Origin of the sequence: Rheinheimera salexigens (assembly GCF_001752395.1) — a bacterium.
In the GTDB taxonomy this organism is placed as follows: Bacteria; Pseudomonadota; Gammaproteobacteria; order Enterobacterales; family Alteromonadaceae; genus Alishewanella; species Alishewanella salexigens.
Map to the genome: position 1 here is coordinate 1295703 of NZ_MKEK01000001.1, position 19319 is coordinate 1315021.

16 protein-coding genes, 2 tRNA genes and 1 rRNA gene are annotated in these 19319 nt (G+C 41.6%); 17 read left to right on the forward strand and 2 right to left on the reverse strand.

What is annotated here, in order from left to right; genetic code table 11:
- The first annotated feature begins 1 nt into the window (after window position 1).
- The 3 genes from BI198_RS05975 (at window position 2) to BI198_RS05985 (ending at window position 2440) form a co-directional block, all read left to right on the forward strand.
- Window positions 2-1210 carry a NupC/NupG family nucleoside CNT transporter gene (locus BI198_RS05975; protein ID WP_070048737.1) on the forward strand — a complete coding sequence of 403 codons (1209 nt, stop codon included), beginning with the start codon at window positions 2-4 and terminating at the stop codon, window positions 1208-1210.
- Window positions 1211-1244: 34 nt separating this feature from the next.
- Window positions 1245-2189: an isopenicillin N synthase family dioxygenase gene (locus BI198_RS05980; protein WP_070048738.1), complete on the forward strand. Its 945-nt coding sequence runs from the start codon at window positions 1245-1247 to the stop codon at window positions 2187-2189.
- 165 nt (window positions 2190-2354) lie between these two features.
- Window positions 2355-2440 (forward strand) — tRNA-Leu (locus tag BI198_RS05985).
- A gap of 72 nt (window positions 2441-2512) precedes the next feature.
- Here BI198_RS05985 and BI198_RS05990 read toward each other — a convergent pair.
- Complete coding sequence (locus tag BI198_RS05990; RefSeq protein ID WP_070048739.1) at window positions 2513-3979, reverse strand: RimK family protein; 1467 nt, start codon at window positions 3977-3979, stop codon at window positions 2513-2515.
- Between the two features lie 158 nt (window positions 3980-4137).
- Between BI198_RS05990 and BI198_RS05995 the strand changes: the two genes are divergently transcribed.
- The 13 genes from BI198_RS05995 (at window position 4138) to BI198_RS06055 (ending at window position 17484) form a co-directional block, all read left to right on the forward strand.
- A complete protein-coding gene (locus tag BI198_RS05995) occupies window positions 4138-5280 on the forward strand; it encodes a GNAT family N-acetyltransferase/peptidase C39 family protein (protein ID WP_070048740.1) in 1143 nt (380 codons plus the stop codon).
- A gap of 360 nt (window positions 5281-5640) precedes the next feature.
- Window positions 5641-5755: ribosomal RNA gene (gene rrf / locus BI198_RS06000) — 5S ribosomal RNA — on the forward strand.
- A 325-nt stretch (window positions 5756-6080) separates the two neighbouring features.
- Window positions 6081-8060, forward strand: coding sequence for an alpha/beta hydrolase family protein (locus BI198_RS06005; protein ID WP_235605258.1), 1980 nt, complete (start codon window positions 6081-6083; stop codon window positions 8058-8060).
- A gap of 152 nt (window positions 8061-8212) precedes the next feature.
- Window positions 8213-8289: transfer RNA gene (locus tag BI198_RS06010), tRNA-Trp, on the forward strand.
- 19 nt (window positions 8290-8308) lie between these two features.
- Complete coding sequence (locus tag BI198_RS06015; RefSeq protein WP_070048742.1) at window positions 8309-8617, forward strand: hypothetical protein; 309 nt, start codon at window positions 8309-8311, stop codon at window positions 8615-8617.
- Window positions 8584-9069, forward strand: coding sequence for a ribosomal protein S18-alanine N-acetyltransferase (gene rimI, locus BI198_RS06020; RefSeq protein ID WP_083256565.1), 486 nt, complete (start codon window positions 8584-8586; stop codon window positions 9067-9069). Before BI198_RS06015 ends, rimI begins: the two co-directional genes overlap by 34 nt.
- 195 nt (window positions 9070-9264) lie before the next feature.
- Window positions 9265-9474 carry a cold-shock protein gene (locus tag BI198_RS06025; RefSeq protein ID WP_070048743.1) on the forward strand — a complete coding sequence of 70 codons (210 nt, stop codon included), beginning with the start codon at window positions 9265-9267 and terminating at the stop codon, window positions 9472-9474.
- Window positions 9475-9660: 186 nt separating this feature from the next.
- Window positions 9661-9870 (forward strand): cold-shock protein, encoded by a 210-nt coding sequence (locus BI198_RS06030; protein ID WP_070048744.1) that lies wholly within the window; start codon window positions 9661-9663, stop codon window positions 9868-9870.
- A gap of 291 nt (window positions 9871-10161) precedes the next feature.
- Window positions 10162-12423, forward strand: a complete 2262-nt coding sequence (gene rnr, locus BI198_RS06035) for a ribonuclease R (RefSeq protein ID WP_070048745.1) — start codon at window positions 10162-10164, stop codon at window positions 12421-12423.
- A gap of 272 nt (window positions 12424-12695) precedes the next feature.
- Complete coding sequence (gene prfC / locus BI198_RS06040) at window positions 12696-14282, forward strand: peptide chain release factor 3 (RefSeq protein WP_070048746.1); 1587 nt, start codon at window positions 12696-12698, stop codon at window positions 14280-14282.
- 12 nt (window positions 14283-14294) lie between these two features.
- The gene (gene argS, locus BI198_RS06045) at window positions 14295-16034 is read left to right on the forward strand and encodes an arginine--tRNA ligase (protein ID WP_070048747.1); all 1740 of its coding nucleotides are present in this window, start codon (window positions 14295-14297) and stop codon (window positions 16032-16034) included.
- Window positions 16034-16672 (forward strand): pyridoxamine 5'-phosphate oxidase, encoded by a 639-nt coding sequence (gene pdxH / locus BI198_RS06050; RefSeq protein WP_070048748.1) that lies wholly within the window; start codon window positions 16034-16036, stop codon window positions 16670-16672. The genes argS and pdxH overlap by 1 nt, the downstream gene beginning before the upstream one ends.
- On the forward strand, window positions 16645-17484 hold the full coding sequence (locus BI198_RS06055; protein ID WP_070048749.1) for a TatD family hydrolase: 840 nt from the start codon (window positions 16645-16647) through the stop codon (window positions 17482-17484). The genes pdxH and BI198_RS06055 overlap by 28 nt, the downstream gene beginning before the upstream one ends.
- Here the strand turns inward: BI198_RS06055 and BI198_RS06060 are convergent.
- The gene (locus BI198_RS06060) at window positions 17464-18057 is read right to left on the reverse strand and encodes an AhpA/YtjB family protein (RefSeq protein ID WP_070048750.1); all 594 of its coding nucleotides are present in this window, start codon (window positions 18055-18057) and stop codon (window positions 17464-17466) included. The genes BI198_RS06055 and BI198_RS06060 overlap by 21 nt on opposite strands.
- A gap of 120 nt (window positions 18058-18177) precedes the next feature.
- Here BI198_RS06060 and serB point away from each other — a divergent pair, with 120 nt between their 5' ends.
- A complete protein-coding gene (gene serB / locus BI198_RS06065) occupies window positions 18178-19281 on the forward strand; it encodes a phosphoserine phosphatase SerB (protein ID WP_235605259.1) in 1104 nt (367 codons plus the stop codon).
- The last annotated feature ends 38 nt before the right edge of the window (window positions 19282-19319 follow it).

Below are 19319 nucleotides of genomic sequence, written 5' to 3' on the forward strand. Positions count from 1 at the left end.
TATGATGGGTTTAGTCGGCATTATTGTCTTGTTACTTATTGCTTATGCAGCATCTACACATCGTAGCAAAATTAATTGGCGTACGGTGGGTGGGGCTTTTGCTATCCAGCTACTAATTGGTGCTTTTGTTCTGTATGTCCCTTTTGGTCAAGATGTGTTGTATAGTATATCAACCTTTGTTACCGATATTATCAGTTATGCAACCGACGGTATTGAGTTTTTATTTGGTGATATTGGTCGTAAATCACAAGGCTTTATTTTTGCCATCCATGTCTTAACCATTATTATCTTTTTCTCTTCATTAATCGCAGTGTTGTATCATATCGGTATTATGACATGGGTGATCAGGATTATAGGTGGTGGTTTACAAAAGCTACTTGGCACTAGTCGCCCAGAATCAATGTCAGCAGCGGCCAATATTTTTGTTGGCCAAACCGAGGCACCTCTAATAGTACGGCCTTTTATTCCTACCATGACCCGCTCTGAACTTTTTGCGGTAATGGTCGGTGGTTTAGCTTCTGTTGCTGGCTCTGTTATGGCTGGCTATGCAGGTCTTGGTATAGAGTTAAAATACCTTATTGCCGCAAGTTTTATGGCTGCACCAGGCGGCTTTTTAATGGCCAAGTTAATTTTGCCTGAAACTGAACAAACCAAAAATGAATTAGCAGAAATAAATGCTGAAACTCAACATACTAATTTAATAGATGCTGCAGCTGCCGGCGCCTCAAGTGGTATGCAGCTAGCATTGAATGTTGGCGCTATGCTGTTAGCTTTTGTTGGTTTAATCGCCTTAGTCAATGGAACTATTGGTGGTATTGCTGGTTGGTTTGGTATTGAAGGTTTAACCTTACAAGTGATTTTTGGCTATGTATTCCAGCCATTAGCTTATATTTTAGGGGTCTCTTGGGAAGAAGCACGGTTTGCCGGTAGTTTCATTGGTCAAAAATTAGTAATTAATGAATTTGTTGCTTACTTAGATTTTATGCAAGTCAAAGAGCAATTAAGCGCCCATACCCAAATTATTGTGACCATTGCTTTATGTGGCTTTGCTAACTTTTCTTCTGTTGCAATTTTATTAGGTGGCTTGGGCGGTATGGCACCAAGTCGTCGTGCTGATATTGCTGAGTTAGGTTTAAAAGCCTTACTTGCAGCAACATTAGCAAACTTGATGAGCGCTGCAATTGCCGGCGTCTTCTTTAATTTAGGCTAGGCTGAATAAGCCAACAAACAAACAGGTCTTTTATATGACACAGCAAGTCCCAACGTTAGATATAAGACGGTTTGCCACCGACAAAGAAAACTTTGTTGCCGAAATTGGCAAGGCCTACACTGAATTTGGATTTTGTGGCATTAGTGGTCACGATGTTTCCGATCAAGTAGTAGATAATACTTATGCTGCAATTAAAGCGTTTTTTGCTTTACCAACAGAGGTAAAAGCGAAATACCATAAAACGGGTCAGGGTGGCGCGCGCGGTTATACCGCGGTTGGGGTAGAAAAAGCCAAAGACAGTAAGCATCCAGACTTAAAAGAGTTTTACCATGTTGGCCGTGAATACGAAGGTGCAGCACCGCATCCTAGTCTGTACCCTAATATTTGGCCAAGTGAAGTATTAGGCTTTAAAGATGCCACTTATACTTTATTTAGTAAGCTAGAGCAGTTAGGCCATACGGTATTAGAGGCCTTAGCGTTATTCCTAGGCCAAGAACAGCATTACTTTGCCGATAAAGTAAATTATGGCAATTCTATATTGCGGCCAATACATTATCCGCCCATTGTTGATACCAGCACCCAATCTATTCGCGCTGGTCAACATGAAGATATCAACTTGATAACTTTATTGGTTGGTTCTAATGAAGCCGGATTAGAAATTTTACGCCGTGATGGCAGCTGGTTACCGGTAACCACTATCGAAGGCACAATAGTGGTTAATATTGGTGATATGTTGCAGCGTTTAACCAATCATGTGTTGCCGTCAACCACTCATAGAGTAGTTAATCCAGCAGGAGTTGCAGCGGGTGAGCCTCGTTACTCAATACCGTTCTTTATGCATCCTAATCCAGATTTTGTTATTGATACATTATCTAGCTGTGTCAGTGCCGAAAACCCTAATCGCTACCCAGATCCAATAAGCTCTAATGATTACTTAATGCAGCGGTTAGAAGAAATTGGTTTATTAAAGCAAGGTTAGAAAAGTAAGGCGTGTAGTGAGTTAAATAAGCGAGATTGTTTTATAATGTTCTCTGTTATAGTTTTCTATTTATGCTTATTGACTGAAGGTTGAAACTCGCTATACTGCACGCCTTGTCTAATGCATTGCATAAATCATTAAACATATTGCTTTAATAAAAGCAGAGCAGATGTGGTGGAATTGGTAGACACGCAAGCTTCAGGTGCTTGTGCCCAAAAAGCGTGAGAGTTCGAGTCTCTCCATCTGCACCAAATTAACCGGCCTAAGCCGGTTTTTTTGTTTCTAGGCTTAGCCGCTTTTCTTAGCTAAGCTGCTAAAGTAGGCTAGCGTTTTAACTCAATCCGCCGAATAAAGTCTTCCACTATAATGTCGTATAACTTATTACCTAAGTGTAAGTCTTCAACGCCATCATCAATATTCGGGTTATCGTTTACTTCAATTACGTAAACATTATCGCCATCTTGTTTTACATCGACACCATATAAACTATCACCTATAGGCGCGCAGGCTTTAATGGCCGCTTGTAATACATGCAGCGGCACTTCGGCAACAGCACAGGTGGTAAAACCGCCACTTTGGGTTTTAGTTTTGCCGTGCATATATATTTGCCAATGATTTCGGGCCATAAAATATTTACAGGCAAAAATGGCCTGGCCATTTAATACGCCAATTCGCCAATCGTATTCAGTAAAAGTATAGCGCTGGGCTAAAATAATAGAGCTTTGAGCAAATAGAGCGGTGAGCTGAGTATTAAAATCGGTTAAGTTTTTTACTTTTACTACGCCACGAGAAAAACTGCCATCCGGTATTTTTAACACTAAAGGCAAGCCTAACGCATCTACTGCTCGGGCTAAATTATTTTCATCATTTTTAAATAACATCACACCATCAGGCATCGGCACTTTATGTTGCTCAAATAAAGTATGTAAGTACACTTTATTACCACAACGTAAAATTGAATTAGGATCATCAATCACAGCTAAGCCTTCACGCTCCGCTTTTTGCGCCATATAAAAAGTATGATGATTCACCGCTGTAGTTTCACGAATAAATAAACCATCAAATTCTGCTAATCGATGCATATCTTTAGCGCCGATATGTTCAATATCCATAGCGGCTTTTTTGGCTGCCTTAACAAATAACTCAAGCGACTTAGGCGTGCAGGGCGGGAATTTCTCTTTGGCATCTATTAATACCGCGACATCATATTTAAACTTACGATTCACTGGCTCGACACGCCAAATTTTATGACTATACTTTTCTAGTGCGGTGGCAAAGCGGCTTTGCTCTGATTCTGATAACTTATGTACACTACCAATTTTTAAGGTTTTAACTTGCCAATGGTTTTTCTTTTGCAACTCGACTGTCAGTATCGGTACAGTGAAAGCATCAAATAAGTAACTGGCTACTTTTTTTAAGGCTTTAAATTCAGTTTCACCAAAATAAATATTAAAGCTAAGCTGGTTTGCATTTTCATTAACTAAGGCTTTATTCAGTTGCTGTAAAATACTACTTGGAATGTCTTCACTAACATCAGCGATTTCATGGCGATTAAATTTATTAAAAGCACGAACGGAAGGGATAGCATTATGACCACGGGCTTCAGCCAATAAAGAACAGTAATAACCACTACCAAGATACTGCGCTTGGCGACATAAATTAATTACCCGAATGCGTTGTTTGTTTTTAACTGACCATTTTAAATAGTCTGGCAAGGTCATTACACCATCGAATTTAAAAAACGGTGCCCAATCTTGAGTCTTATCAACAACAATAATAAGTTTAGCCATAAATGCTCCAGTTGTTTTAGCAAGCTTGCCCAAGTCTCAGTTGAAAAGACAGTAAAATAATTTGCAGTACAACAGTTAAATTTCTCACTGGCTATTATCTACATAAGCTGTTGTTATTCTAACCTTAGTGAATAATCTACCGAAGGTACAATTGCACCATGTCGCAACTGAGAAATGCTAACGCTACTAATGCAAAGCCTAATATAGTAATTCGTCATGCCAAAGAGCAAGATGCCATAGCACTGACTGAGTTAGAAAACAGTTGCTTTACGGGTGATCGTATTAGTTTGCGTAGCTTTAAGCGTTTTATTCCAGAAGCCCGTAATGACTTAATGTTACTGGAAAAAGACGGTCAGCTTGCAGGCTACTTCTTGTTGCTGTATCGGGCAGGTACCAGCTTAGCGCGCTTATATTCTATTGCTGTTAGTCCAACCTTTCGTAAACAAGGCTTAGCTGAACTCTTAATGGAGCAAGCAGAGTTGGCCGCGGCAAAACGTTATTGTGTATTATTACGACTTGAAGTAAGACCCGACAATAGTAGTGCTGTCGCGTTATACCAAAAGTTGGGTTATAGCGAGTTTGCTATTAAGCATGATTTTTATGAAGATCACGCTGATGCAATCTGTATGCAAAAACAGGTTATTCAATTCGACAGTACCACCTTAACCAGACAAGTACCTTATATAGCGCAAACCACACCTTTTACCTGTGGTCCTGCATGTTTATTAATGGTGTTTAATTACTTTGCACCAAACAAGTTTAATCCACAGCAACTGGAAATCGATATTTGGCGCGAAGCCACTACTATATTTATGACATCGGGGCATGGCGGTTGTGGACCAAGGGGCTTAGCACTATCAGCATGGCAACGTGGCTTTAATGCTGAAGTCTATATTAATAAAGATGGCCCCCTGTTTATTGACTCCGTTCGAAGTGAGGCAAAAAAAGTAATCTTACATCGGGTACATGACACCTTTAAACAGCGGATGGAAGAACAAGAGCTTATTGTCCACCATACAGAATTAACCATAAGTATGATTAAGCAACAGCTGGAAGCGGGTATGTTATTAGTAGTATTAATCAGTACCTGGCAATTTGATAAAAGCAAAGCACCACACTGGGTAGTTGTTTGTGCGGTGGATGAACACTTTGTGTATATAAATGATCCCGATATAGAAGATATTCCTTGGCTCTCTACTACTGAACGCCAGTATATCCCAATAGAGCATAAGGTTTTTATTCGTGCTTTTAGCTATGGTAAGAATAGATTAAAAGCTGCGGTTGCTATAAAACCACGTTAAAAAGCCAATTCAGGTATTAAATTGCCTAAATAAGTGTCAGGTTGTTTAAACTTTGCGCGAACGATCCAACTATCGTAATATTTCTGCCATAAGCGCTTGCGCATGATTTAAAACTCCCTATAATGCGCGCCATGCCAACGGGGAAACGCTTGCAGTAACCTACTTATTACTAAGTATAGTTACTCAGTACAGCAGCTCTTCAGCGGTTTAAACAGTGAGTCAAAAATCTTTTAAAAAGACGCTTGACACCAAGGCTTAAATCTCTAAAATGGCCGNAAAGTTTTATCAAATCCTTCCATGGATTTGACCCTAACGGGCCGCACTAAAGTGCGTTAAAACTTGTTCCCTACAAGTTTTTTGCCTGGTGGCAATAGCGCTGTGGAACCACCTGATCCCATTCCGAACTCAGAAGTGAAACGCAGCTGCGACGATGGTAGTGTGGCATTCGCCATGCGAGAGTAGTTCACCGCCAGGCTCCCAATAACGAACCCCAGCTCGATGAGCTGGGGTTTTTTATTGTCTGCGATTTGGCGGTGAACTGCTCGAGCAGGGCGAGCCCATGCGACAAAATTGTCAGGAACAATTTTGAACGCCGCACGCGGCGGCCCGAAGGGTGGAGGGCAGGTCAACCCCATACACATCCTGCTCTCCATCTCTAAAATCTCTCACTTAATCGAAATCAATACAGCCTACTTAGTTAATCAGTTAGTATCGAATAGATACCTAACCTAGCTGAGACTTCAGATGAAATTAAAAAAATAACACATTATCTGTGCTTACCTTTACTGCTATTGAGTGCAGTGAGTGCCAATGCCAGTAACGTAACATCGCTGAAATACGAAGATGTATTTGAATTAGAATTCGTTACTGATCCCCAGCCAGATGCCGCAGGCAAAAATGTGGTCTTTGTACGCAACTGGATGGATAAACAAAGCGATCGCCGCCGTAGTACCTTATGGCTAAGCTCGATTGATGGTAAGCAATTACAACCGCTAACAGACAAAGATATTAATGCCAGCTCTCCGCGTTGGTCACCAGAACAAAATCGTGTGGCGTACATTGCCAATGGCCAAATTCATGTTAAGTGGCTTGATACCGGTCGTAGTTCACAATTAGGCCAACTGGATAATGCACCGTCAAATATAGCTTGGTCACCGGATGGCAATTGGTTAGCTTTTAGTATGTTTAAAGCTAAAACAGTTAAAGCACCCGTCACATTATCGGGTAAACCTGCAAAGGCAGATTGGGCACCACCGGCTATTTATATTGATAATAAACAATATCGCGCCGACGGGGCTGGCTATACAAAACCAGGTTTTAAGCATATTTATATTATGTCGGCTAATGGCGGATCCGCTATTCAACTCACTGACGGCGAGTTTAACCACAGTGGTGATATAAGCTGGTCTTTAGACAGCAAAGCGCTGTTTATCTCTGCTAATAGACACTCCGATTGGCAAACAAAACCGGTAAATAGTGAAGTATTTAAACTGGATATTGCCAGCAAAGAATTAACCGCATTAACCGATCGTAATGGCCCAGATAGTAAGCCTACACTATCACCAAATGGTAAACTGATCGCTTATGTTGGCTATGATGACCGTAAGTTAGGCCATCAAGCTAATCGTTTATACGTGATGAATGTTGATGGTAGTAATAAGCGTAATCTAACCGAAGATTTGGATCGCGCTATTGCTGATTTTCAATGGCAAGCAAATAGTAAAGGCCTATATATACAGTATGATAGTGAAGGAACAGGCATTTTAGCGAGTCAAGCTTTATCAGGTAAACGCAATACCATAGTGTCTGATCTAGGTGGTGGCTCTTATAGTCGACCTTACAGTGGCGGTCAGTTTGCTGCAGCGGATAATGGTGTTATTGCTTACACCCAAATGTCGACACAGCATCCCGCTGAGCTAGCTATTGTCAATAAAGGTAAAACCAACATTATTACAGACTTTAATGCTGACTTATTATTAAGCCGTGATATTAGTAAGGTAGAGGAATTTTGGTATCAATCATCGGTTGATCAGCGCAAAATTCAAGGCTGGATTATGTATCCACCTACTTTTGATGCCAGTAAGCATTATCCGTTAATATTAGAAATTCACGGTGGCCCGCATGCTGCTTATGGCCCGCAATTTGCGTTAGAACTGCAATTAATGGCCGCCCAAGGCTATGTGGTGCTTTACACCAACCCTCGAGGCAGCACTAGCTATGGTGAGGACTTTGCCAATCTCATTCATCATAACTATCCAAGTACTGACTATAATGATCTGATGGATGGTGTTGACGCCGTTATTGCTAAAGGTTTTATTGATGAAAAACAATTATTTGTAACGGGTGGTAGTGGTGGTGGTTTATTAACAGCCTGGATAGTCGGCCATACCAATCGGTTTGCCGCTGCAGTGTCAGTTAAACCGGTAATTAACTGGTTTAGCTTTGTGTTAAGTGCGGACAGTTATACCTACTTTTCACAATATTGGTTTCCTGCCTTACCTTGGCAAGCCCCAGAGCATTATTTAAAACATTCTGCAATTAGTTATGTCGGCAATGTAACAACACCAACCATGTTAATGACAGGTGAGGCTGATTACCGTACGCCTATTTCTGAAACCGAGCAGTTTTATCAAGCCTTACAATTACAAGGTGTAGAAACTGCCATGGTGCGGATCCCTGAGGCTTCACATTCAATTTATAACCGGCCAAGTAATTTAATGGCGAAAACGGCCTATATTTTATATTGGTTCGACAAATATCGTAGTGATAAAACTCAGTAATACATTAATAACAATCCAGCCAAAGTGGCTGGATTGTTATTTTAATGCTTAATAAAGAAACGGGATGCTGGTTTTATATGCAATCGGTTGAGTTAGTACAGCTTTTAGCTTTACCTTTAACCCCGCTTTTGTATAATGGCCACTCTAACGTTAGGGGCGTAGTTCCAATTGGTAGAACAGCGGTCTCCAAAACCGATGGTTGGGGGTTCGAATCCCTCCGCCCCTGCCACTTCTTATAAGGTGAGATGATGAATTTATCACCGAGTCAGAATAACCTATTAAAAACGTTAACTATAACACCACTGCAAGTTGTGATGCCTAACTTACATGTTAGTGTACATCCAGCAAAGCCTGAACCCGTTATCGAGCAAAATCTGCAGCTTCATGCCAACTTATTGTTAGATTTACAACTGCTATTACCTCAACTGACTGCCATTATACTGGGCGAAAACTTTGCGCTAAACACTGATACTTTACGAGTACCGCAAGGCTTTAACTTTGATGCTTCAGGTAAAAAGAAATTATGGCAGTTTATTCAACAGCAGATATCAGCGTGAATTTTGCCGCCATTACTCAGCAAGCTATTACTCTACAAGATATAGCTGAGTTGCATAAAATAGAATTAGCCGCAAACCCTTATCCTTGGCCAGTCTCTGCCTTTACATCCAGTTTTTCCGCACTATATTATAATTTTAAGTTAACCCTAGAACAGCAAATAGTCGGTTATGTTTTTTGTAAAATTGTTGCCGATCAAGCCGAATTATTTAATATTTGCGTTAACCCTTATTTTCAAGGCAAAGGTTACGGTAAACAGCTGCTACAACAGCTAATAAATGACTTGAGCGCGAAGAAGATTACCGAGCTATGGTTAGAAGTAAGAGCGTCAAATCATATTGCTATAGGTCTATATGAAAGCTTTGGCTTTGCTTGTGCTGATATAAGGCCTAACTACTATACTAATGCCCAAGGGGCAGAAGATGCCCATATTATGTGTTTATATTTGCTGTGATAAATTAAGGCTTGTAATATATACGCTAGATTGTTAGTATACACATCTGGCTTGTTAGAAAGCCCTGTTTATTTGTATGTACCACGTTGTCTATTAGTAATAATTCTTCGCGTTATCCTCAGTTAAATACTTGTTTTCTTCCTGCTTAATCGCCTATTTTCAGGCGCAATTATATTAATTTCTAGGATATCTATTATGTCTAATACAACAACTGGTTCAGTAAAATGGTTTAACGAAGCTAAAGGTTTTGGATTTATTGAACAAGAATCTGGTCCTGATGTGTTTGCTCACTTCAGTGCCATCAGCGGCGACGGTTTTAAAACTTTAGCTGAAGGTCAACGTGTACAATTTACGTTGTCACAAGGCCAAAAAGGTCCACAAGCTGAAAATATCGTCAGCATCTAATTTTTTAATTGATGGGTTAGCAATAACCCATTAATAAATACTAGTTTGAAAGATAGTTCTGTTTATTTGTATATACCTCGTTGTTTTAATCATAATTCTTCGCGTTATCCTCAGTTAAATAAATGTTTTTTCCGACTTAACCGCCTAATTTCAGGCACACTTTTATTAATTTCTAGGATATCTATTATGTCTAATTCAACAATTGGTACAGTTAAATGGTTCAACGAAGCTAAAGGCTTTGGTTTTATTGAACAAGAGTCAGGTCCTGACGTTTTTGCTCACTTTAGCGCTATTACTAGCGATGGTTTTAAAACCTTAACTGAAGGTCAACGCGTACAATTTACCCTGACCCAAGGCCAAAAAGGCCCGCAAGCAGAAAATATTGTTAGTATCTAAATTGCTAGTATCTAAATTGTTTACTTCTAAATAATTAGAATTAATACATTAAATTAGTGTACTAGTATTCTCCTCACTCATAGTTACGTTATGCGTGAGGAGCCTTAAAAACAACAAAAACATCCCCATTTGAGTTAGTACTGTTACAACTCAATTTATTAACTTGGCTCTTTGTTAGAGTCATACCCGCCTGATGCTTTATTCCCTATTATCTTAGCCAATATTGAGAAGTTTAAATTTCTAGTTTGCAGATACACAGTAAAAAGCGATGGGCGATTTTAAGAGAATTTTATGAATTTGACCCCAACCGCACACGCATCATCTAGCTTGATTTATGATAACCCGATCCCAGGTCGTGAGTTTATTCTCAGTCTTTTTGGCAAGATGAAACAACACCTTAATCGCCAGCAAATCGCTGACGCTTTAAACTTAAATAATTCAGAACAAAAAGAAGCGCTAAGAAGACGTTTGCGCGCTATGGAGCGTGATGGTCAATTAATGTTTAATCAGCATCAAGGCTATCAACTGATTGATCAAGCGTTACTTATTGAGGGTGTTATTAGTCTACATCCAGATGGCTTTGGTTTTGTTAATCATAGCGCGACAGAAAAAGATCTATTCTTAGCTAAAAACCAGTTAACGCATGTTTTTGATGGCGACATTGTTCAAGTGTTACTTGAACCAGGCGACAATAAGCGTTCGTATCATAAACTTATAAAAGTGCTGGAACGCAAAACAACTCATATCGCTGGCTTGTTAAAACGCCAAGGTAAAGACTTGGTTCTTATTGCTGATAACAGCAAGATTAGCCAGCCAATCCAAGTGGCTAATTGTCCATTAGCTGCTGCCAATGTTGGGCTGTATGTCAACAGCGAAATTACACAGTACCCCAGTTTTCGTCAGACAAGCCAAGTGCAAATCACTGAAGTATTGGGCCCGCCGGGTTCTGCAGGCATGGAAACGAAACTAGCCTTGCGTCGCCACGGTATATCGGAGCAATGGAGCGACAGTATCATTAAACAAGCTAAGTCACTGGGTAATACCGTGACTGAGCAAGATAAAAAGTCGCGAGTTGATTATACAGCGCTGCCTTTTGTTACTATCGATGGTGCTGATGCTAAAGATTTTGATGATGCGGTGTATTGTGAAAAAAGCGCATCGGGTGATTGGCGCTTATTGGTTGCCATTGCCGATGTGGCTCACTATGTTAAGCCTAATGATGCCTTAGATGTTGCAGCACAGCAACGTGCAACTTCTATCTATTGTCCTGGTCAAGTTATCCCCATGTTACCAGTAGCGCTATCCAACGGACTGTGCTCATTAGTGGCTAATACAGACCGACTTGTTATGATCTGTGAGCTGACCATTAGTCCTGCTGGAGAGGTAAAACAAGCGGTGTTTAAAGAGGGAATTATCCATTCCCATGCTAGGCTGACTTATGATCAAGCACATGCCATAGTAACAAAACCAAATTCAAATATGGCCAAAAAAGTTACGGCTTTATTACCAACAATTGCCCAGCATATTAACAACCTACATGCCTTGTACTTAAGTTTGGCTCAGGCTCGCAGTGCGCGCGGTGCTATCGAATTTGACAGCCAAGAACGTAAACTTAATCTTAATAAACAGCACAAGATTGCCAGTATTGAACCGGTAATACGTAACGATGCTCATCGCATGATTGAAGAGTTTATGTTGTGTGCAAACGTAGCGACAGCCCAGTTTTTACAACAGCATAAGATACCCAGTTTATTTCGGGTTCATGCTGGACCGCAACAAAAGAAGTTAACGCTATTGCGTACACTGTTAGCGGAGAAAGGCTTGCAGCTGGGGGGAGGGGATAAACCAACACCGAGCCATTATAATAAATTATTAACCAACATAGACCAGCGTGCAGATGCCAGTGTGATCCGTAGTTTATTGTTACGATCGCAAAGTCAGGCCGAGTATTCGGCCACAAATGCAGGCCATTTTGGCTTGGCATACGACGCCTATGCTCACTTTACTTCACCGATCCGCCGTTATCCCGACTTATTGACGCATCGGGCAATTAAAGCCAAGATCCAAAGCAAAGCTGCTAGCCCATTTCAGCAGATGTTAGGCTATTTAAAGCTGCCAGCATTTACTACAAAAAAACTGCCTAAAAAGCTCTATCCTTACAGTCTTGATGCCATAACGGCTTTAAGTAGCCATTGCTCCACCCAGTCACGTAAAGCTGATGAAGTCAGTCGCGAAGTAGAAGCCGCATTAAAATGTCAGTATATGGCACAGTTTGTTGGCAAACCCTTTGCCGCCACTGTCACAGGCGTTTGTCATTTTGGCTTTTTTGTTCAGCTAATTAGCACTGGAGTAGAAGGCATTGAAGGTTTAGTACCGCTAGCTAGCTTTAGCCAGGGTGAGTTTGTATTTGATCCGGCCAAGCAGCAACTGGTTAATAGCCAACAACGAATTTGTTTAGGCGATAGCGTGACAGTTGGCCTAAAAACGATTGATTTAGCGCAACGAAAAATGGATTTTGTGTTAACCAGCATAGGGCAAGACGCCGCAGCCTAATATATTCCGTTGATACTTGCTGGGCTAAGTTGATTGTGGCTTTCAGCAAGGCTTGGCAACCGACTTCTGTTATAATTGCCACCAACATAATAAGTTGTGTACTGAACATAGCGGCATACTCAGCGTAAAAGCCAATTAAATAGACAACCATTGATTGTGTCTTGTCGTCATATAAGCGAAAATAGTCTCATTCATAATTTATTTCAGCTGATAACTTAAGCCGATTGTAGGCTAGTTGTTAATTGCTATTATTTCTGTAGAAGATATCATTCATGGCTAACACTTCAATTGCGCAAGAGGTCGGTAAAAGACGCACCTTTGCTATCATCTCTCACCCTGATGCGGGTAAAACAACCATAACTGAAAAAGTGTTATTATTCGGACACTTATTACAAAAAGCGGGTACCGTAAAAGGCAAAAAATCGGGCCAATTTGCTACCTCAGACTGGATGCAAATGGAAAAAGAGCGCGGTATCTCTGTTACTACCTCTGTTATGCAATTTCCCTATAACGACTGTCTGGTTAACTTACTAGACACCCCCGGCCACGCCGATTTCTCTGAAGATACCTATCGTACTCTAACCGCGGTTGACTCCTGTTTAATGGTAATTGACGGCGCTAAAGGTGTAGAAGAACGGACCATAAAGTTAATGGAAGTCGCTCGTTTGCGCGATACACCAATTTTAACCTTTATGAATAAAATGGACCGGGATATTCGCGACCCAGTCGACTTGCTAGATGAAGTTGAAAGTGTCTTAAATATTGCTTGTGCCCCTATTTCCTGGCCAATAGGTTCTGGTAAAGAATTTAAAGGCGTTTATCATATTCTTCGCGACGAAGTTATCTTATATAAGTCGGGTTTAGGCCATACTATTCAAGATGTTAATATTATTAAAGGCATCAACAACCCTGAATTAGATAAACGTATTGGTAGTTTTGCGGCACAATTACGCGAAGAAATGGAGCTAGTGAAAGGCGCAAGCCACGAGTTTGATCAAGAGCTATTTTTAAAAGGCGAGTTAACGCCGGTCTTCTTTGGTACCGCCTTAGGTAACTTTGGTGTTGACCATATGCTTGATGGCTTAGTGGAATGGGCTCCCGTGCCACAACCGCGTGCAACAGAGAATGGTATAGTAGCAGCTGATAATCCTAACTTTAGCGGTTTTGTGTTTAAAATTCAGGCCAATATGGACCCTAAACACCGTGACCGCGTAGCGTTTTTTCGCATAGTCTCGGGTAAATATGAAAAAGGTATGAAAGTACGCCATGTCCGTACCGGTAAAGATATCCTTATATCTCAAGCCCTAACCTTTGTTGCCGGTGATCGTGAACACTTAGACGAAGCTTTCCCAGGCGATATCATCGGAATCCATAACCACGGTACTATTAAAATTGGTGACACCTTTAGCCAAGGTGACTCCATTCAATTTACCGGTATACCTAACTTTGCCCCAGAGCTATTTCGTCGTATTCGTTTGCGCGATCCGTTAAAGCAAAAACAATTGCTTAAAGGCTTAGTGCAGCTGTCAGAAGAAGGTGCTGTGCAAGTATTTAGACCACTAGATACTAATGATCTTATCGTGGGTGCTGTAGGTGTGCTGCAGTTTGACGTTGTTGTTAGCCGGTTAAAATTTGAATATAACGTAGATGCCATTTATGAAAACATTAACGTTGCAACGGCACGTTGGGTCTACTCAAATGATGGCAAAGCTTTAGATGAATTTACTAATAAAGCCAGTCAAAACTTAGCATTAGATGGTGGCGATAACTTAACGTATATTGCGCCAACAATGGTTAATCTTAATTTAGCAATGGAGCGTTATCCTAAAATTAAGTTCCATAAGACACGTGAACATTAATAGGTAGCGACCATGAATATTAAACAAATTTTAACTGAAAAAACGCAAGCGGCTTTTGTCGCTTTAGGTTTACCAGCCGACACTAACGCGGCAGTCGCTATTAGTACTAAAGCGGCTTTTGGTGATTATCAAATTAATGGCGCTATGGCGGCGGCAAAAATAATGAAAACCAATCCACGCCAACTCGCCGAGCAACTTATCAGCCATTTAAAATTGGATGATATGGCTGAAAAAGTCGAAATTGCTGGCCCAGGTTTTATTAATGTTACTTTAGCTAAAACGTGGTTAGCTGCGCAGCTACAAACGGCCGCTAATGATCCGCGTTTAGGCGTTAATATTAATGCTAACCCGCAAACTATCGTAGTGGACTATTCAGCACCAAACTTAGCCAAAGAAATGCACGTCGGCCATCTACGCTCAACCATTATTGGTGATGCAGTAGTGCGCAGCTTAGAGTTTTGGGGCGATACCGTTATTCGCCAAAACCATATGGGCGACTGGGGCACTCAGTTTGGTATGCTTATCGCGCATTTAGAAGATAAGTTAGATGCTAATACTGATTTAGCTCAAGTAGCATTAGCTGACTTAGAAGATTTTTATCGCGAAGCCAAAAAACGCTTTGATAATGAAGAAGGCTTTGCCGATAAATCACGAGATTACGTGGTTAAGTTACAATCGGGTGATGCGCACTGTCAAAAATTATGGCAGCTGTTTATTGATACTTCTATTAAACACAGCCGAGATGTTTATGCTGCGTTAAATGTAACGTTAACCGATGCCGATATAAAGCCAGAAAGTGCTTATAACGGTATGCTACAAAATATAGTAGACGACTTAAAAACCCAGCAGCTTGCCGTTGCCGATCAAGGCGCTGAAGTGGTGTTTTTACAAGAGCTGGCAGATAAAGAAGGCAATCCATCGCCGTTTATCGTGCAAAAAACCGGTGGCGGCTTTTTATATGCCACTACCGATTTAGCCGCTTGCCAATATCGTAGTCATGACTTAGCCGCAGATCGGGTGATCATTTTTACTGATGCTCGGCAGAGCTTGCACTTTAAACAAGTTGAGTTAGTGGCACGTAAAGCCGGTTATTTACGCGCTGAAACGGCTTATCAACATTGTCCGTTTGGTACTATGATGGGTGAAGATGGCAAGCCATTTAAAACTCGGACCGGCGGTACGGTTAAATTAGCCGACTTACTGGAAGAAGCCGTTGTTCGGGCTCAAACGGTAGTCGCTGAAAAAGCCACAGAACTAAGTGCAGACGAAGTCGCAGAAATAGCGCGTAAAGTGGGTATTGGTGCTGTTAAATTTGCCGATTTATCAAAAAACCGTACCAGCGACTATATTTTTAGCTGGGATGCCATGCTTAGCTTTGAAGGCGCCACAGCACCGTATTTACAATATGCCTACACTCGGGTGCGCAGTATTTTACGCAAGGCTGAAATTGACGATAGCTTTACCGCGCCGCTTAGCTTAGTAGAAGAGCAAGAAAAGCAATTAGCGGTTAAGTTATTACGTTTTGAAGAAACGCTACAGCAAGTGATTAAAGAGGCCCAGCCTAATTTACTCTGTAACTATTTATACGAACTTGCTAGCTTGTATATGACCTTCTACGAGGCCTGTGCCATTTTAAAGCCGGGGATAGATCCGGCATTACGCGACAGTCGTTTAATGTTAAGCATATTATCGTCACGGATGCTTAAACAAGGTTTATCCTTATTAGGTATTGAGGTTATGGAGCGCATGTAATGAAAGTAGACGATATTCGCCGTAGTTATAGTCTAAAAAAATTAGACTTTGATCAACTAGATAAAAATCCTATTATCCAGTTTGAGCATTGGTTACAACAGGCAATTGCAGCCGAGTTAACCGATCCTACCGCGATGTGCGTCGCTTCTGTTGATGAACATGGCCAGCCTTCGCAGCGTATAGTGTTACTGAAAGACGTCAACGCCGATGGCTTTGTGTTTTATACCAATTTAGGCAGCCGTAAAGCCACCGAGCTTACGGCTAACCCTAAAGTGTGCCTACACTTTCCATGGCATCCACTAGAGCGCCAAGTTATTGTGTATGGTGTTGCTGAGCGGGTATCTTCGGTGCAAGTGGCCAAGTATTTTCTATCTCGGCCCAAAGAGAGCCAATTAGCCGCTTGGGCCTCCGAGCAAAGTAGACCTATTTCAACTCGGCAAGCATTAATGCAAAAATTTGCTGAAGTGAAACATAAATTTGCCCAAGGTGAAGTGCCATTACCTTCATTCTGGGGCGGCTTTTTGATCCGACCCACCCAAATAGAATTTTGGCAAGGTGGTGATAACCGCTTACATGACCGCTTTATGTATAAACTACAGCAAAACGGCCAATGGCAAATAGAACGGCTATGTCCTTAACGCCTTATTCTTTATTTGATACTCACTGTCACTTAAACCTGCCAGAGCTTGCCGGTACTCATCCCGCTCATCAGCTACAAAATATGCAACAACATTGGCAAGATGCCCAACAAGTAGGGGTTGCTGCTTTACTGATCCCAGCAACTGAACCGGCTACTTGGTTGCCTTTATTAGGCTTACAACAACAGCAGCCGTCAGGCTGGCACTTAGCCTTGGGGGTGCATCCTTGGTGGGCGGTAACGAGTCCATTAAGTGCCATTGAGCAATTAAGCCAGCTTTGTCTGCGGCATTCGGATAACATTGCGGCTATCGGTGAAATAGGTTTAGATTTTGCCTTAGCCAGTGCTACTTTTGCCGCCCAACAAGCGTGGTTTGAACAGCAATTGGCGTTAGCTAAACAATTAGCCAAACCGGTTATTCTGCATCATCGTAAAAGTCAGCCGCAATTACTGGCTGAAATTAAACGTCAACAGTTTAGCCATGGTGGCATTTTGCATGCGTTTTCTGGCAGTGTGCAACAAGCGCAAGCGTTTATTGATCAAGGGTTTAAGCTGGGCATTGGTGGTACTATTACTTACCCGCGAGCAGCCAAAACGCGTAAAGTGGTGCAGCAATTGCCGCTAAGCCACTTTGTGTTAGAGACCGACGCGCCCTCTATGCCGTTAGCGGGGTATCAAGGTGAAGTGAATACGCCAGCAAGGTTAGCAGAGGTTTTTGCCGCCTTTTGCCAACTCCGTAGTGAGCCGGCAGCTGAAGTAGCAGCAACCTTATGGCAAAACAGTTTACAAATATTAGGCCTGGGGCGGCTTTAAGCGTAAAGATTGGCGTGAGAAGCGTGAAAATCCGCGGCGTAATAAAAAGCCCACTACACCGGCAAGCAGTAACATTAACAACAGCTGTTGCATTAAATCTTGCCACGGTTGGGCTATAGGGGTTAATGAGGCATCTAAACGTAAGCTAAATTTCATATAACCCAGCAACTGTTGGCGCTTAACAATAGGCTGCACCATGGGCGTTAGCGCTTCAATATAGTCAGGATTATACAATTGATAGGCAGGACCGCTATTTTCAGAGCTGCTCATACGCACGCCATTAGCATCGTACACCACAACATCAAATAAATAATTGCTAGAGGCAACGTTTTGGGTCAGTTGCTCTAAGCCATCAAGCTGATCATTTTCAATTAAATACCCAGCCGTATCTGCTAACGTAATTAACGTTTCACGCATTAGCTGACTACTTTGTTGCTGCAGTAATGCCTTGCCCTGCTGCTGAGTCATTACCCAAGCTTGCAACAATAGCCAAATACCTAATACCGCTAAGGCAACCTGTAGCAGCTTAATATAACTTGCTGTAGTATTCGCAATTACGCTATGGTTTTGCATATTCCTCACTGACATAATGTATGGGTACTGATAACGTACTTGTTCACTAATATGACATTAGCATAAACAGTATTATGGTCGCAGCATGCCACGCTAACCCTTTTAAGTATAGGTAACCGAGTGTCCTTTTTATATCAAATACCCACGCAAGCCACTACCACTCAGGCTGAATCTACAACGACTAATCTGTTATCGTTATTACAGCTTAATCAGCATTATCGCTTAACCAGCACAGATAACCAATTACTATTAGTCAGTGCTACTGCTGTTGCTGGCTTAAATCATACTGAGGCTGACTTGGCTAAAGCTCAGCGTGATCATGCTATGCCTAGCAGTACGCCAAGCCATGCCAGTCCAGTATTACGGCTGTTTGCGGGTGAACTTAGCGGGCATATATTGCAAAAAATTCTGCATATAGTGGCTGCAAATGAACCTGTTGTGAGTTTGCGCTGCATACAACCACATACCGATCTCGCCATGGCACTTGAACTCGCATTACCTAAACCATTAAACCCAGCGCAGCAGCAACAGTTAGCTGAGTTAGCTGCTATGCATACGCTAGAGTTATTATATTTGCCAACGCGGCCTACGCTAAGCCAGCCTGGCTTATTAGTTATGGATATGGACTCAACGGCAATTCAGATTGAATGCATTGATGAAATTGCTATTTTAGCCGGAGTGGGTGCAGAAGTAGCGAAAGTGACCGCGCAAGCCATGAATGGTGAGCTAGATTTTGCGCAAAGTCTTATTGCCCGCGTGGCAACGTTAAAAGGGGCTGATAGTGCTATTTTGGCTCAAGTATTAGCAGAAATGCCCATCATGCCAGGTTTAGCCGCTTTAGTTAGCCAGTTACAGCAACATAATTGGCAAGTCGCGATAGCTTCCGGTGGCTTTACCTATTTTACTCAAGCATTACAACAACGTTTTGCGCTAACCGCTAGCTTTGCTAACCAATTAGAGATTATTGATGGCACGTTAACGGGTAAGGTAATCGGTGACATTGTTGATGCTCAAACCAAAGCTACAGTGGTGGCGCAATTAGCCACGCAATATCAAATTGAACCAAGCCAAACCGTGGCCATTGGTGATGGTGCGAATGATATACCCATGCTTAAAGCTGCTCATTACGGTGTGGCATTTCATGCTAAGGCCGCAGTGCAAGCTCAAGCTAAGTACGCGATTAAACAAGGCTCTTTATTACAATTGCTATATTTATTTGATTAGTAAAAGTAGACTGCTAATAACTTAAAATGTTAAGACTT